Annotated in this window: 12 protein-coding genes; 6 read left to right on the top strand and 6 right to left on the bottom strand. The window is 60.4% G+C overall.

What is annotated here, in order from left to right; all coding sequences use genetic code 11:
* Window positions 1–29 precede the first annotated feature (29 nt).
* Entirely contained in the window at window positions 30–932 is a 903-nt protein-coding gene (locus QNM96_RS21440) for a universal stress protein (protein WP_283838851.1), read from the top strand.
* A gap of 14 nt (window positions 933–946) precedes the next feature.
* On the opposite strand, the gene QNM96_RS21435 is transcribed toward QNM96_RS21440, so the two are convergent.
* The gene (locus QNM96_RS21435; RefSeq protein WP_283838850.1) at window positions 947–1,921 is read right to left on the bottom strand and encodes a sugar phosphate nucleotidyltransferase; all 975 of its coding nucleotides are present in this window, start codon (window positions 1,919–1,921) and stop codon (window positions 947–949) included.
* Window positions 1,922–2,201: 280 nt separating this feature from the next.
* Between QNM96_RS21435 and QNM96_RS21430 the strand changes: the two genes are divergently transcribed.
* Window positions 2,202–3,374: an anion permease gene (locus tag QNM96_RS21430; RefSeq protein WP_283838849.1), complete on the top strand. Its 1,173-nt coding sequence runs from the start codon at window positions 2,202–2,204 to the stop codon at window positions 3,372–3,374.
* 39 nt (window positions 3,375–3,413) lie between these two features.
* Here QNM96_RS21430 and ppsA read toward each other — a convergent pair whose 3' ends face one another.
* A complete protein-coding gene (gene ppsA, locus QNM96_RS21425) occupies window positions 3,414–5,690 on the bottom strand; it encodes a pyruvate, water dikinase (protein WP_283838848.1) in 2,277 nt (758 codons plus the stop codon).
* A 229-nt stretch (window positions 5,691–5,919) separates the two neighbouring features.
* On the opposite strand from ppsA, the gene QNM96_RS21420 reads away from it, so the two are divergent.
* A complete protein-coding gene (locus QNM96_RS21420) occupies window positions 5,920–7,317 on the top strand; it encodes an ADP-dependent glucokinase/phosphofructokinase (protein ID WP_283838847.1) in 1,398 nt (465 codons plus the stop codon).
* A gap of 327 nt (window positions 7,318–7,644) precedes the next feature.
* Here QNM96_RS21420 and QNM96_RS21415 read toward each other — a convergent pair whose 3' ends face one another.
* The 3 genes from QNM96_RS21415 to QNM96_RS21405 form a co-directional block, all read right to left on the bottom strand.
* A complete protein-coding gene (locus QNM96_RS21415) occupies window positions 7,645–9,000 on the bottom strand; it encodes a sulfatase (protein ID WP_283838846.1) in 1,356 nt (451 codons plus the stop codon).
* A gap of 475 nt (window positions 9,001–9,475) precedes the next feature.
* Window positions 9,476–10,162: a class I SAM-dependent methyltransferase gene (locus QNM96_RS21410; protein ID WP_283838845.1), complete on the bottom strand. Its 687-nt coding sequence runs from the start codon at window positions 10,160–10,162 to the stop codon at window positions 9,476–9,478.
* 38 nt (window positions 10,163–10,200) lie between these two features.
* Entirely contained in the window at window positions 10,201–10,590 is a 390-nt protein-coding gene (locus tag QNM96_RS21405; RefSeq protein WP_283838844.1) for a DUF2267 domain-containing protein, read from the bottom strand.
* 315 nt (window positions 10,591–10,905) lie between these two features.
* Here QNM96_RS21405 and QNM96_RS21400 point away from each other — a divergent pair, with 315 nt between their 5' ends.
* Window positions 10,906–11,364 (top strand): universal stress protein, encoded by a 459-nt coding sequence (locus tag QNM96_RS21400; protein WP_283838843.1) that lies wholly within the window; start codon window positions 10,906–10,908, stop codon window positions 11,362–11,364.
* A gap of 21 nt (window positions 11,365–11,385) precedes the next feature.
* Here QNM96_RS21400 and QNM96_RS21395 read toward each other — a convergent pair whose 3' ends face one another.
* Window positions 11,386–11,817 (bottom strand): universal stress protein, encoded by a 432-nt coding sequence (locus QNM96_RS21395; protein ID WP_283838842.1) that lies wholly within the window; start codon window positions 11,815–11,817, stop codon window positions 11,386–11,388.
* 643 nt (window positions 11,818–12,460) lie between these two features.
* On the opposite strand from QNM96_RS21395, the gene QNM96_RS21390 reads away from it, so the two are divergent.
* Entirely contained in the window at window positions 12,461–12,709 is a 249-nt protein-coding gene (locus QNM96_RS21390) for a hypothetical protein (protein ID WP_283838841.1), read from the top strand.
* 116 nt (window positions 12,710–12,825) lie between these two features.
* The gene (locus tag QNM96_RS21385; protein WP_283838840.1) at window positions 12,826–15,645 is read left to right on the top strand and encodes a cation-transporting P-type ATPase; all 2,820 of its coding nucleotides are present in this window, start codon (window positions 12,826–12,828) and stop codon (window positions 15,643–15,645) included.
* The last annotated feature ends 78 nt before the right edge of the window (window positions 15,646–15,723 follow it).

Below are 15,723 nucleotides of genomic sequence, written 5' to 3'. Positions count from 1 at the left end.
TACGGTGGTGAAGGGTGGACATGATAGCCATGAGCCGACTTATCGACTCGATACTGATACCGACAGACGACAGCGAGGGTGCCCTCACGGGAGCAAAGCATGCCATTGCGCTCGCGTCGCGGATCGGCGCGGATGTGCACGTCCTCTCGGTCGTCGCCGTCCGCAGCGACCTAGACGAGATCGCCGGCGTAGTGGAGTCGGTGTACGCGTCGCTCGAGGCCGAGGCTGAAGACGCCGTCGAGACCGTCGCGGACATGGTGCGCTCTCATGACGCGGATCTCGAGGTTACGACCACCGTCAAGCGCGGAACGCCGTTCCAGACGATCCGGGAGTACGCGACGCGACGCGAGATCGACCTCATCGCCATGGGAACGAAAGGCCGGACGGGGCTAGACAGAGTCCTCCTCGGCAGCGTCACGGAGAACGTCCTCCGTACGGCTCGGACGCCCGTCCTTGCTGTCCCACCGAACGCCGACCCAACCGGAATCGACGAGATCACGTTCGACGGGTTTCTCCTGCCGACGGACGGTAGTGACGGTGCCGAGATCGCGACCGACTGGGGAATCGCGCTGGCGAACCGACTGGAGTCGATGGTCCACACTGTGTACTCCGTCGACACGAACCGCGTCCCACAGGCGAACGAACCGGGTGAAATCCTTCAGGCGCTCGAGCACAGCGGCGAGGACGCGATCGATACAGTTCGGGAGCGAGCCGTCGATACTGGTGTCAGCGTCTCCGGGGCAATCGCGACCGGGTCACCAGCAGACGTGATCCTCACGGCCGCGACCGACCGTGACGTCGATCTGATCGTCATGGGGACCCACGGCCGTACCGGTATCGGACAGTGGTTTCTCGGGAGCGTGACCGAGAACGTCGTTCGGCAGGCTGACGTGCCGGTTTTTTGTGTCCCAGTCAGTGCCGAGTCACCGTGACGTGGACTTCGAAATCACCTCTTCGGCCCGCCGGGAACCTGCGTGAACGCACCAATCATCGCGTCGTGTAGGTCGAGTTCCTCGAGACTTGCACTCTCGTCGACGATCGATTGGCGCACACTCGTCGCCTCCAGTCGCACGTTTGGAAAGATCACTGCCCGTTCGACCTCGGTGTCGACGAGTGTCGCGTCCGCCATGACGTGTACGTTCGATCTGACCGTCGCGTCCTCGAGGGTCGCCGACTCGGCAATTCGCGAGTCGCCGTCGAGGTGCCAAGAGACGGCGTCGAGGTAACTCTCTCGCGTGCCGATGTCGAACCAGGCTCCGTCGAACGTGTACGCGTACGTCGGCTCCCGCGACTGGAGCCACTGGACGAACCAGCCCGGCTCGTCGGGGTCGTTGCCTTCCTCGAGGTACGTCTGTAGCAACTCGAGCGTCTCCGAGGGAAACACGTAGCAGCCGATCGAAACGCGGGTCCCTGGCGGATCGTCGGGCTTTTCCTGAAAGTCGACGACGCGGTTGTCCTCGAGATCGACGACCCCGTAGCCGGTTGCCCGCTCCGGCGAGCCGACGTCGTAGGCGGCGATCGTCGGCGCGTCCCGACGATCGTAGTACTCGAGAAAGTCCCCGATCGAGAAGTTGAAGATGTTGTCGCCGGCGATGACCAGCAGATCGTCGTCGATATCCTCTCTCCTGACCAGCTGAGCGAGTGCGCCGACAACCCCAAACTTTTCGTCCTCGGCACGGGTCTCTTCGATCGAAAGTCGCGGCTTCTCGTACTCGCTGTCGCCCAGCTGTGTCTCGAAGTCGGATGCGAACCGTTCGTTCGTACTGACGTAGACCTCATCGATGCGCGCTTCCCCCTCGAGTTCGGCGTAGATACGCTCGATGACTGTCGTTTCCCCGAGTGGGAGAAACATCTTCGGTCGGTGTCTCGTGATCGGCCACAGCCGCGTCGCGTATCCGCCAGCGAGGACGACGGCTTTCATCGGTTCAGATCCCCCCGAGAGACGGCGTTTGGCTCCGATATCGTGTCACGGTCGCGTAAATCGTTAGTCGGTTTGTACTCATACAGATCCGGGATGGTCCCAGATGTGACCTCCCACGACGCTCGTGGTAAACCTTTCATCCGTGTAGCGACTCGAAAGCCACCGTTCGCACATGCAACCGAAGCCAGTGTGTCCGGGAATCGAACAGCCGCAATGGAGTCGGCCCGTTCTCCGATCGCTAGAATACCTATTTCAGCCTTCGTACCGTCAGTATCCTCCGATGGTCGAGTCCCTTCTGGTGATCGGTGTCGCCATCTCTATTTTTGTCGGGTTCAACATCGGCGGATCGTCGACCGGGATTGCGTGGGGGCCCGCCGTGGGGGCGGGATTGATCAGGAAGGTGACGGCGGCGGCCATCATGACGGGCTTCGTCTTTTTGGGCGGCTGGACCGTCGGCCGGAACGTAATGGAGACGCTAAGCGAAGGGATCATCACGATGGAGATTTCGCTCACAGCCGGCGTCGCCGTTCTCTTTTTCATCGGTCTCGGTATCCTCGTTGCCAACGTATTCGGCGTGCCCGTACCCACCTCGATGACGACCGTTGGGGCGATTGCGGGACTTGGATTGGCGACAGACACGCTCAACTACGAAACCATCACGTGGATCCTCTCGTGGTGGATCTTCACACCGATCTTCGCCTTCTGGATCGGTGCGATCATCGGCCGGTACATCTACTCGGGGCTCAGTCAGCGCGTCCAGATCGAGAACTCGGACGGTCCGCTCTTCGCCGTCAATCGTGACGGCCAGTTTGCGACGCCCGCACTCGGCCCGAACACGACCTGGCGCGAGGTCGTCGGCACGACCGCCGTCGTCGTCCTCGGCTGTTACATGGCCTTCAGTGCGGGTGCAAGTAACGTCCCGAACGCCGCCGCGCCGCTCGTTAGCGGAGGTGCACTGACGGCCGAACCGGCAATCGTCATCGCGACAGTCGCGATCGGTCTCGGTGGGTTCACGATTGCCCGTCGGACAATGGAATCGGTTGGGAGCGATCTTAGCGACATCCCCCTTCTTGCTGCACTGATCATCATGCTCACGGCCGCGACGATCACCACCGCCCTCTCCTCCATCGGAATCCCGATCAGTCTCGTGCTGTCGTCGGTCGGCACGATTGTCGGCCTCGGCTGGGGGCGTGCAAGTAGACCGGTCGCTGCCCACGAGGCGCTATCTGGCAGAACAGCCGACACCGATATCGTAATGGGGGCGTTGACCGCCGAGGACGAACTCGACGAGGTGCCGCCGATCGGAGAAGACGAACCTGAGGACGTCCTTGAGGCGGACGACCTCTTCAAACCGGAGGCCATCATCAAGTACGTCACGATGTGGATCGTCGGACCCACGATGTCGACGGTTCTTGCGTACACATTCTTCGTGTTAGTTCCTGGTGTCGTCTGAACGAACGGTTCCAGACGTCGTGTGATCGGGTCCTCGTGATCACGCGTCCTCGAGTTCGGCGACAGTAAGCAACGTCTCGACCGCGACGTCCGGCGACACCGAGATCGAATCGATATCCGTATCGAGCAGGAACTCGACGTATTCGGGTATCGTCGACGGCGCGTCGCCACAGATCCCGACCGGCTGGTCGTGTCGGTGGGCCTCCTCAATTAGTGAGGAAATCGATCGCGTGACCGACTCATCAGTCTCGTCGAACAAGGGTGCGAGTTGCTCAGAGTTCCGGTCGACGCCAAGCGTTAGCTGTGTGAGGTCGTTCGACCCGATGGAAAAGCCGTCGAACAGCGCCGAGAACCGATCCGCGAGGACGATGTTCGACGGCAGTTCAGCCATCACGTATACGTCCATCTCGTCCGGCGAAAGGCCGTACTCGTCCAGCAACTCGAGGACGCGTTCGCCCTCCTCGGGCGTGCGACAGAACGGCACCATCACGGTGACGTTGTCCAGCCCAACATCCTCGCGAACCTGGCACAGCGCCTCACACTCGAGTCGGAACGCCTCGCGGAAGTCCTCGTCGTAGTACCGGGAGGCGCCCCGCCAGCCGATCATCGGGTTGTCCTCGTCAGGTTCGTACTTCCAGCCGCCCTCGAGGTTGCGGTACTCGTCGGTCTTGAAGTCGCTAAGCCGAAAGATGACGTCGTCGGGATAGAACGCGGCGCCGATCTTTGCGATGCCGGTTCGTAACGCGTCGACGAAGCGTTCCTCCTCGCCGCGCTCGAGTAGTTCCAGCGGGTGATAGCCGACGTAGGACGTCACGATGAACTCCTCGCGTGCCAATCCCACGCCGTCGACGGGGAGGTTCGAGAGTGCGAACGCTCGCGCAGGGTCGCCGAGGATCAGTTTGACTTCGGTGTCGGTCTCGGGGAGGTCGTCCACCACCTCCTCACGGACGTCGTACTCGAGTTCGCCCTCGTAGACCCGGCCGACATCGGTCGAACAGTCGACCGTCACGGGGTCGCCGTTCATCAGCGTCTCGGTCGCGTCGCCGGTCCGAACGATCGCGGGGACGCCGAGTTCGCGCGAGACGATCGCCGCATGGGACGTCTTCCCGCCCCGATCGGTCACGATGGCGCTCGCCTTCTTCATCACGGGGACCCAGTCCGGGTCGGTCATCTCCGTGACGAGGACATCGCCGTCCTCGACGCGGTCCATCTCGCGGTGGTCTTCAAGGACGCGGACAGGGCCACTCGCCACGGCGTTGCCGATCGCGATCCCGTCGAAGATCTCCTCGTCGGTTTCCTCGAGACTGTACGTTCGGAGGACGTTCCCCTCGGTTGCCCCGTGGACCGTCTCTGGCCGGGCCTGGACAACGAACAGTTCATCGAGCTGTCCATCGATGAGCCACTCGATGTCCTGCGGGGCGTCGAAATGCTCTTCGATGCGAGTTGCGTACGTCGTGAGCTCTCGGATTCGGCCGTCCGAAAGGGCGAACTCATCCTGTTCGTCGTCCGGGACCGACTCGAGCTTCGTGCCGCCGTTGCGCCGCACCATGCGCTGGGTCTTCCCGCCGAGTTGCTTCTCGACGATGCCGGTAGTCGGCTTGAAGACGACGTATCTGTCGGGATCGACTACGCCCTGGACGACCGGCTCGCCGAACCCGTAGGCCGCTTCGATGACGACGACCTCGTCGAAGCCGGTGTCGGGATCGAGGGTGAACAACACCCCCGAGGACGCCAGATCGGCCCGCCCCATTTTCTGGACGGTACAGGCGAGTTTCACGTCGAGGTGATCGAAGTCGTTGTTCTCGCGGTAGACGATCGCCCGATCGGTAAACAGCGATGCGAAGCAGTGTTTGATCGATTCGAGCAGTTCCGTCGTCCCCGAAACGTTCAGGAACGTCTCCTGTTGCCCCGCGAAGGAGGCGTCCGGCAGATCCTCGGCAGTCGCGGAACTCCTGACGGCGACGTCCGGCTCGTCGATCTCGATCCGGTCTGCCAGTTCCTCGTACTGATCGACGATCGCAGATTCAAGTTCCGCTGGCATCTCCGCATCCGAAATCAGGGCTCGCACCCGCTCGCCGCGCTGCTGTAGGTCGGCGACGTTTTCGGGGTCTACCCCGGCGAGTTCCGACTCGATCTCCTCGCGGATGCCCGTCCGTTCGACGTAGTAGTCGTACGCGCCGGCCGTCGTCGTGAATCCCGGTAACACGGGCACGTCGAGGCCAGCGAGTTCGCCGAGGTTCGCGCTCTTTCCGCCGACGGCCCCCGTGTCCTCGCTACTCACGTCCACTAACTGCCTGATGAATGTCTCTCCTCCCATCGCTCTGCCGTGCTGACCACGCGGACGAAAATAAGTTGCAGGGGGGCGAAACTGGGGTCCGCGTAGCAACGGGCGAGCGCTAGCCGCGCCGACGGTTTATCTCCGACGCTCCCCCTGAGTGCACTCGACTCCGGAACGACGGACCGGGATCCGATCTTGCGACCGACCCACCACAAACGATTTTATAGAAGATAGCATTAATTCTCTGGGACTGGGAGCACCCCATATCATGGTGGACGATCACGCCCAGCTAGAGTCCGATATCCGAGCGCTAGACGGTCTGCCGGTGTTCGTCGCGTACAACGCTAACGTCGACGCAATCGTCCGGGTCGACGAGGACGTGGAGGCGTTCCTCGAGCGACCGCCAGAACCCGGCGAACGCCACCCGTCGAGTCCACTGGCGTCGAAACGGGACCTTGCGACGGCGATCACGCACACGATGGCGGCTGGACGAGGCGACGAAGTCGCGATGACGGACGAATTCGCGGCCATCCTTGAAGCAGAATTCGAACCCGACAACCAGCAGATGGGCGGCCAGACGGGGATCATGACCAATCTCGTCTCCTCGCTGGGAGCGTCGCCGGTCACGTACACGTACCTGCTTTCAGACAGGCAACTCACGATGTTCGATCATCCCGACGCAGTGGCGTACCCGATGGTCGAGGACGGTGAGGTGGACTCCGTACCGATTCAGGAGGCCGTCAACACGGACCGAACGAAAATCAACTGGGTGTTCGAGTTCAGGACCGGCGACGAGCTCTTTGACGTCACGGCGATCGAAGATACCCGGTTCATCGCTGCCTCGAGGCCCCCGGAGTTCGACCTCGTCGCCGGCGACCTCGACACGCATGTCGATCAGGTCGGCGACGTCGTCGACGGGGCGTTGCTGGCCGGTTACCACAACCTTACGCCCGACCACGTCGAAGAGGGCTACGAACAGGCACACCGTCACGCCCGAGAGGTCATTCGGAGACTCCGATCGGGGAGCGAGGACGATTTGAAAGTCCACATTGAGTACGCCGTGACACACGATGCCGACCTCCGTGAGAGCATCTACAAGTGGATCCTCCCGGAAGCGAACGTCATCGGTGCGGACACGCACGAACTCAATCTCCTCTACGACGACGCTGACCTCGAGGTCGTCGACAAGGAACCGACGGAAGACACCCCGTTCGAGTCCGACGAAATCCTCACTCACTACCGCATGCTCGACGCGATCCGGGCCGAACTCGGCGTCGACTGTCTCCGACTCCATGCGATGGAGTATCACCTCTCCGTGATGGACTCGTATCTTCCTTCCGAGGCGGTCGAGCGCGGGCTAGAGTTTGCCGCCGTCAACGCCGCGACGAAGGCCGCGTTGGGTGACATTACGTCTCCCGGCGATCTCGAGACTGGCCTGGAGTACGAACCGTCAGCGAAGGGTCGGGTGGCGATCGAACTCCTCGCGGACCACCTTGACGAGACGGCCGATGACGGCGTCCTCTACACTCCAACGGTCGCCGCCTGTCCTAATCGAGTCGTCGAGGATCCTGTAGGGACGGTTGGGATCGGCGACATTGTCTCATCGTCGAGTTTCCTTCTCGAGCTCGCGGTCGCGAAGGGGCGCGAGAACGAGAGCGAGAGCTGAATCGAAAGCGAGAACGACATGGCATATCTATTCCAGAACGATTCTGTCTACGGGCGACACGTCACCTCGTCCTGAAGTCAGGGACGCTGAACGTGAACAGTGAGTATTCGTCTGTCGAGTAGCTTCGGCTAAAACGAGAATCCACCGACGACTCCGCCTCTAGAGCAGAGAAGGTGACCGATACCAAAATGTTGGTTTGGGGAAGAAGGTGTTATAACATCAGCGTTCAGTTTGCAGTTGTGCTGGCCTCGACTTTTATTGGAGGGGAGGACGGAATCAATTCTATGCGAACTCTTCTATGACACCCTTTTAGGAACCGATCCGTGGCTACGCCGATTCGTGCGGCCACGACTGAATACCGTCGTAGTCGCCTGGCAGGACGGGACCGTCAAGGAGCGGATCGTCGGTCGCGTCCATCCACTCGTAGAGTTCCCGCGAGAGTTCCTGTCGAATGTCCTGATAGCGGGGTTCGTACACGACGTTGTCATCCTCCTGGGGTGCATCGTGGAGGTCGTACAACTCCTCGTACTGGCGCGGCGGGACGCCGTCGGTTTCGCGGACCTCGCGGCCGGATTCACTGGCAAACACGTCCGTCGGCAGGTAGACGGTGGGAAGATGCCAGAAGCTCCGGACGTATTTGTATCGATCCGTTCGAACGGCCCGAACCGGATTGTACATATCGTGCCAGGTCATCTCGGCGAAAATTCGGTCCCGCTCGACGTACGTTTCGTCGCGATCGGTGATCAGGCTGACAAAGCTTTTTCCGTCAACTACCTCGGGAATCTCGATCCCGGTGAGATCGAGAATCGTCGGCAAGACATCGACATTACTGATGAGTTCGTCGTATCGTTCATCGGCATCGATAACCCCCGGATAGCACATAATGAGCGCCGCTTCGATCCCCGCGTCATAGCAGGTTCCTTTCGCACGCGGGAACGCGATCCCGTGTTCGGTCGTCAAGAGCACAAGCGTCTCCTCGTCGAGACCGTTCTCGGCTAGCGCGTCGAGAATCGTTCCGACAGCGTCGTCGATGGCGTACACCATCCCGCGCATTTCCGCGAGGTCGTGGCGAACGCCTCGTCGATCCGGAAGGTACGGGAGCGGTCGGACCGCGTCCGGATCGTCGGCCTGGTAGTACTCGGCGTCGAACCCGAATCGACCGTCGTCCCCCTCGACTCGGTGACACTCGAAGAACCCGATCGACGCGAAAAACGGTTCCTCGTACGCCGATGCATCGAGAAACGACGAGACGACTGCCGAAACGTTGCGGGCACGATTCGCCTGGTGAACTGCGGGCGAGACGCCCGGATAGAGGTTCCCCTCCGAGTGGACGTGATCGTACTCGAGTCGATCCGTATCTTGTGTGATATGCTGGAGCCCGAATAGGTGCGTTTCGTAGCCGACATCGGTGAGATATTGGGGCAAGATTCGTTCGTCCTCGTGGAGTTCCCAGTCGCCGTGAGCGAGCCCCATGAGACCATTGACGTGAGGGACACGACCAGTTATGAGGCTGCCGCGACTCGGCGAACACTGTGGCGCAGTCGCGAAGTGGCGTTCGAACAGTGCACCGTCCGCAGCGAGCGAATCGATCCGAGGTGTTTCGATATCGACGCCGTAACAGCCGAGGTAGCGCCCGAGATCGTGAGCGTGGATCAAGAGGACGTTTGGTCGTAAGTCAACCATGACCCCTGCGTACCATGGCCTATCGGATAACAATTGGTGAGGTGACAGACGCTACTGGCGTCAAGTCGCTTTGGGAGGACGGGCGTACTGCTGTCGACTGCTCAATCCGATTGAAATGCGATGTAATGAGATTGTATCGTCCACCTGATAGAAATCCTCGGAACGGGAACCGTCCTGAGCACTTTTTTGGTGACACTCCAGCAGATACCGCGGAATTCCATTTCATCAATACGTCCCTATCACGACGAAATCGATGTCAGCTTCCGTGAGATCGACTATGAGATCATCACAAAACATCTCATGGATTCGACGGTATGTCCCGATCAAGCTCTTGACTGACGACCGTGCTCCGTGACCGCGACTGCCCGGCGGTTGCACCGGAACTGACGTACACCAGTCCGCAGGAACACGAGTCTGTCGCGTTCAGTAACGATTCGACTGAATTTCTGGCCGACGAAACGCGTCAATCCGTTCGCTACGGGATCTCACAGTGGACGACTTCGACGGGAAGTCCCCAGGCGGATATCTCCCGGTGATCGTGGACCACGAACCCGGCTTCGAGCAGCGTTTCCCTGAGGTAGATCGGCCGGCAGTCGACGTGCGTCGGGAGGCGTTCATGAACTGCTTCGTACAGCCACGTCACGGGTCCGGCCCGCCGTCGGGACAGCGAGACGATACAAAGGCGACCATCGGAGGCGAGCACGCGGCTCCACTCTGACAGGACCGGTCGGACCGCAGGCGTGTCGAAGAGTTCGAGCACAAAACTTGCGAAGAGAGCGTCAAAGACTCCGTCCGCGAACGGAAGCGTGGCCCCGTCTCCCTGGACGATGTCCGGCTCGAGATCGGCCGCCGTGAGCCGATCCCGCGCAGTCTGACACATCCCGGGTGCGAGGTCGAGCCCGATGGCAAGGCCGTCGGGAGTAACGGCCCGCGAAAGCTCAAGGAGTGCACTGCCGGTGCCACAGCCGACGTCGAGAACGCGTTCGCCCGGCGTAGCCTCGAGTACGTCTAGTCCAACCGATCGTGCGGGTGCCTCGAACGGATCAGCGACGATGTCGTACCAGTCGCTCAACGCATCGTACCAGTCACGGGCGTCGGTTTTCGGTCGCGGTACGCGAGCGATCGGCCCCGGTGGTGTGGACGGCAGATCATTCGATGTCAACCGATGCGCAGTATCGTAGTTATCCGAATTCGTTCCGCTCACGTCTCGGTTTTGTCGATTAGCTCGAACAGCCGATCATAATCGTCAGGGAGTTGTCCATCGGCTTTCTCGATGTTGTCCGCCGGAACGATCTCGGCGACGATTGGGACTCTCTGTTGGGCGTGATAGTTGGCATCGGATCGATCGACATTCGTGCGGTTTGCGACGCGATCGAGAAACTCCTGATAGTCGAAGCGCTGCCCGTGTTCGGCTTCGGTCAGATACCAATCGATTTCCATCGGCAGCGGACTCGCGAGATCCATTGCCTTTCCTTCGTACAGCCGTTCGCCGAGGGTTGTCAACACGGCTCGAGTCGCTTGGACTGCCTGTCCGAAGTGGGCGTATTCTAGTCTGTGCTGAACCTGCCCGGAAAATTCTTTGTAATTCATCGTCTGTGGATGTGTGGTCACAAGATTGACTGGCGTGACGGTACCGATACCAGTGAATTCGATACCCAGTCTCTCTACTCGAATGCGATTCGTTCTCAAGTCGGTCACGAAGAGACATAAATCCCGAACGCACCGATACGCTAAGAAACGAACGGATCGTCGAGCGTCGATTTGTATGACGTCGACGTCTGTCTGGCGCAATTGCTCCCAATCGTGCGAATCGTTTTCCAAGCAGCCGATACCACCGACGAGCGTTCGCTCGGAGACTCCCCCCTCCAGATAGCATTTTATCACTGGAAGCAATACGAGTAAGCGATGGCTCGCAACCTTCTCGTTCCCATCGATGGTTCGCCGTTGTCGATTCAGGCGCTCGAGTTCGCATGTGACGAGTACGACGCCGCCTCTATCGTCGCACTTCACATCCTCGATCCGTCTGATCCAGGATACAGTTCCGCAACCGAGGTCGACATGCGAAACGAACCGATTCACGGCTCCGAAGAGTGGTACGAACGAGCGAACGAAGAAGAAGAACAGATTTTCGATACAGCCCGCGAGGTAGCAACGGACTACGACGGGGATTTCGAGACTGACGGTGTTACTGGGGACCCGTCGCGTGAAATTGTCGAGTACGCCGAGAAGAACGACGTCGATCAGATTATCATGGGGAGTCACGGCCGAACGGGGACGACGAGATTGCTTCTCGGAAGCGTCGCCGAGATTGTCGTCCGGAGATCACCAGTTGCAGTTACTGTCGTTCGTGCTGAGGACGTGTGACAGGTACCACGACTGGTAGCGTTAGCGCACGATCGTTACCGGAACATCCACGCGCTTGACGACGAGTTCGGCCGTACTCCCCATTCGCGCCCCGGGTGCGCCGCTCCGCCCTTTGCTTCCCATCACGATCTGATCCGCGTCAGTGCCGTCGACGGCGGCGACGATAGTCTGGGCTGGTGAGCCAATTCCCGTCTCGGTCTCGACGTCGACCGTCTCGTACTCGTCTCCGAGGTCCCCCCGCGCGTCCTCGAAGAGTTGCGCCGCTCGCGAACGCTGGTCGTCTAGCCATTCGTCGGTCAACGCCGGTAACTGCTCGTCAGCAGGCGTCACCTCGAACGGATCGATCGCGTGAAAGAGAATGATCTGGGCGTTCGGAAAAGTATCGAGAGCATACTTGAACGCAGCCTGCGCGTTCGACGAGCCGTCGTGTGGAACGAGGATCGATCGTGACATCGTTTCGGTATTCGCCACGAACGCTCGTAAAGCCATCCACCGGTGAGATGCATTCGAACGACAGACTACACTGCGGGTTCGCCGTTAGCTGTCATCGCTTGGTTCCGGAATGACGATGACTGGTATCGAAGTCGATCGGACGACCCGATCAGCCGTACTTCACATCACCCGCATCACACCCGTTCGGCCCGTTCGTCCGATGATGATATCGTTGTCCTCGGCATACGCGACGATGCCATGAGCTGGATGACCGCGCTGAACGGCACTGGTCACCTCGACATCGTGCGTTTCGTACGTCGATGCAATTTCCTCTCGAACGTGACTGCCGATGACGATCGTGTCGTCGGTCGCCTCTTTGGCCTGTCTGACGATTTCGTGGTGGGGTGTTCAGTGATGATTTTGGTATTTGTCTCACGATCGTAATCTACCGCGATAGCTGTTGCGTCAGTAAGGATATCGTGGCCATATTCCAGGGCTTCGAACAGATACATCGTAAATCACCAACAGTCAGAATAGGGACTCGTTGCTGGGGGTATTAAGAATTGAATCATGGTAGGGTCGCCGCATGACCGCTCAGCGTGCAGGCATAGCCAATAGTGGAGTCGGTCCTCTCCCCTACTGGTCGTCGAACGAATTAGCCACGGTGACCTCACATCAGGCACTCGAGGACACGACGCCGTCATCGTGTGAAGTAGATGTCGACGACGCATGGAACTTCGTCGCCGATGTATCTGACAATCGGGTTAGATGCCGCGTGGAGATCAATGTCGAAGGCCTCCGCGAGTCGTCGTCGATCGCAGCGTCGCTTGAGCCGCAGGACTGTTACCCGGTGACCGGCGGTGTGAGAGCAATCGATCACAGCATGACGGTCGTCGTCGAGGCCCAACGGTGAGCTACCGGCGACTGGTCCGTCAAGTTCACCCCGTGAGTTGATCGCCGCTCGGTCGACCCAACCAAGTGACGAACGCGAGAAGCGACTACGAACTAATTCGGATCGAAATTGTACACGTGTCACGCTCAGAGCAGAATCAACACCGAGATCGAGCGCGAACGGGAGCCGACCCTGGCGCCACGACGAACTGGCACTCGCGACCGATCGAGGAGATCTACGACGGTCTCGAGACTTCGGCTGAAGGACTAGATCTGGCTGAAGCACGCGAGCGTCTCGAGTACGAGGGGGCCAACAAGATCGAAGCCGAGGAGGGAATTTCGCCACTTCAAATCTTCGTCGAGCAGTTCAAGCCAGCGCTAATCTGGGTGTTGATCGTCGCCGCGGCGGTGATGGCAGCGGTTGGCCACGTGATCGATGCTGGGGTCATTGCGGGTGTCGTCCTGTTCATCACCGCCTTCGGCTTCTTGCAGGACTATCGTGCCGAACAGAGCATTCAGGCGCTAAAGGAGATGTCGACGACCTACGCGCTGGTCAGACGCAGCGGCGAGAAGACCGAAATCGACGCGACGAACGTTGTGCCCGGCGACGTTATATTCGTCGAGTCCGGCGACATCGTCCCCGCCGACGCCCGGATCGTCGACGAGTCGAACCTGAGCGTCGACGAGGCGGCCCTGACCGGCGAGAGCGTCGGCGTCTCGAAGGCAGTCGGTCGGGTCGACGAGGACACCTCACTGGCCGAGCGCGAGAATATGCTGTACAAGGATACCGTCGTCGAGCGCGGCTCCGGGATGGCGGTTGTCGTCGAGACCGGCCCCGAGTCCGAAATCGGACAGATCGCGACGGCCCTCGAGGAAGCCGAAGAGCGCGACACGCCGTTCCAGGCGGAGATGGACCGGTTGGGCAAATTCATCGCGCTCGGAGTCATCGGCATCGTCTCGATCATCGCGATCACCGAGCTGGTAATCGGCGACACACCGCCGCTGCAGGTCTTCCTGACGGCGGTCGGCATCGCGGTTTCGGCGGTCCCTGAGGGGCTTCCGGCGGTCGTCACGCTCTCGCTCGCGCTCGGGGCGCGCCGGATGGCCGACCAGAATGCTCTCGTTCGCAGGCTTCCGATCGTCGAGGCGCTTGGCTCGGTCGACGTAATCTGTACGGACAAGACCGGTACACTCACCGAGGAGGAGATGACCGTCCAGCGGATCGTCGCCAACCGTGAAACATACACAGTGACCGGGACCGGCTACGACACCGACGGGGAGTTTCTACAGGACGACGAGCCAGTCGACACCGACAGGGTCGCCAAGGTACTGCACTGTGGGATGCTCTGTAACAACGTCGACATCGGCATCCGTGAACGCGACGGGCCTACGACAGACGAGTCCGCCGACCAAGAGCGTACCTACCTCGGCGATCCAACCGAAATCGCACTGTTCGTCGCCGCCCAGAAAGCTGGGTTCGATCACCGAGATCTGACTGGGAGGTACCCCCGAATCGGGGAGGTCGAGTTTACTTCGGCTCGCAAACGAATGACGACCGTCCACGAGACGCCTGACAGCGGGACGGTCGCCTACATGAAAGGCGCACCAGAGACCGTCCTCAATCACTGTAATCGGGAACTCGTCGACGGCGAGACCGTCTCTCTCACGGATGAACGGCACACGGAGATCGAGACCCAAAATGAGGGGTTCGCGGCGGACGCGTTGCGCGTGATGGGGTTTGCGTACCGACCCGACGTTCCTGATTCGCAGGCGCAGGAGCCAGATGAGGACGTCGAGCAAGAGATGGTCTTTCTTGGGTTGCAGGGAATGATCGATCCGCCTCGACCCGAGGTGACGGACGCGCTTGCGGGCTGTCTCGACGCTGGGATCAACGTCGTGATGATCACAGGCGACAACGCAATCACTGCGCGGGCAGTCGGTGAGGAGGTCGGACTCCGCTCGGCAACAGTGATTACGGGACCCGAACTCGAGGAGATGGGAGACGAGACGTTGCGGGAGGTGGTCGACGACGTCGATATCTTCGCGCGGACGTCGCCGGAACACAAGACGCGTATTCTCCAGACACTCCAGCAGAAAGGGCACACGGTGGCGATGACGGGAGACGGCGTCAACGACGCGCCAGCAGTCAAAAACGCAGACGTTGGTGTCGCTATGGGGGTTCGCGGGACGGACGTCACGGAACAAGCCTCCGACATCGTCCTGCTGGACGACAACTTCGCGACGATTCGGGACGCGGTTAGGGGCGGCCGGCGCATCTTCGACAACGTTCGCAAGTTCGTCAACTATCTGTTGTCAGGTAATGGCGGGGAGGTGACGATGATCTTCACTGGGACGCTGGCGGGCCTGGGACTCGTGATTACGCCGATCCAAGTGCTCTGGATCAACGTCGTCACCGATGGCATTCCCGCGCTGACGATGGGCGTCGATCCGGCCGCAGACGACGTGATGGACCGAGAGCCACGCCCGCCCGACGAAGGCGTCATCACCGACCGGATCATCACGTCTATCGTCGGCATCGCGCTCTTTATGACAGTCTGTCTGTTGCCGCTGTTTACCCTCAACTTCTACGGTGAACTAGTCCCTGGATACGATGTGACCGCCGCACTGGTCGGCTGGAGTCCAGACTACGAAGTGGGGCGCGGACTTGCTCAGACGGTGGTCTTTACCGGATTCGTCGTCTTCGAGATCGTCCGAATTCAGGCGATTCGGTACCGGTACGGGCTCGGACTCTTCTCGAACAATTGGCTCGTGCTCGCGGTCGCCGTCGCCGTAACGTTGCAGTTGCTCGTCCTCTACACGCCGACCGGGCAACTGCTGTTCGACGTCGAACCGCTCGAACTCGTCCATTGGGCCCAGATCGCGATCGCAGCCGCAGTCTTTGCCCTGTTGATGGCCGTCTTCGTGAAGGTTCAGGACAGGTACTTCGACCGGTACTAACCTCCTACCGGGTCGGCGAGACCCGTTCGAGAGCCTTCGGGCAATAGTAACAACTGAAACTGTTCACACAGCAATCGC

This window comes from Halostagnicola sp. A-GB9-2, from assembly GCF_030068615.1.
Taxonomy (GTDB): Archaea; Halobacteriota; Halobacteria; order Halobacteriales; family Natrialbaceae; genus Halostagnicola.
The sequence above is the reverse complement of the archived record's forward strand: the minus strand, read 5'-3'. Positions and strand labels throughout refer to the sequence as shown.

What these genes read in the sequence shown, in the direction of transcription:
- QNM96_RS21440 (WP_283838851.1), top strand. Translation starts at nt 30, where the DNA reads ATGAGCCGACTTATCGACTCGATACTGATACCGACAGACGACAGCGAG.
- QNM96_RS21435 (WP_283838850.1), bottom strand. Translation starts at nt 1,921, where the DNA reads ATGAAAGCCGTCGTCCTCGCTGGCGGATACGCGACGCGGCTGTGGCCG.
- QNM96_RS21430 (WP_283838849.1), top strand. Translation starts at nt 2,202, where the DNA reads ATGGTCGAGTCCCTTCTGGTGATCGGTGTCGCCATCTCTATTTTTGTC.
- ppsA (WP_283838848.1), bottom strand. Translation starts at nt 5,690, where the DNA reads ATGGGAGGAGAGACATTCATCAGGCAGTTAGTGGACGTGAGTAGCGAG.
- QNM96_RS21420 (WP_283838847.1), top strand. Translation starts at nt 5,920, where the DNA reads ATGGTGGACGATCACGCCCAGCTAGAGTCCGATATCCGAGCGCTAGAC.
- QNM96_RS21415 (WP_283838846.1), bottom strand. Translation starts at nt 9,000, where the DNA reads ATGGTTGACTTACGACCAAACGTCCTCTTGATCCACGCTCACGATCTC.
- QNM96_RS21405 (WP_283838844.1), bottom strand. Translation starts at nt 10,590, where the DNA reads ATGAATTACAAAGAATTTTCCGGGCAGGTTCAGCACAGACTAGAATAC.
- QNM96_RS21400 (WP_283838843.1), top strand. Translation starts at nt 10,906, where the DNA reads ATGGCTCGCAACCTTCTCGTTCCCATCGATGGTTCGCCGTTGTCGATT.
- QNM96_RS21395 (WP_283838842.1), bottom strand. Translation starts at nt 11,817, where the DNA reads ATGTCACGATCGATCCTCGTTCCACACGACGGCTCGTCGAACGCGCAG.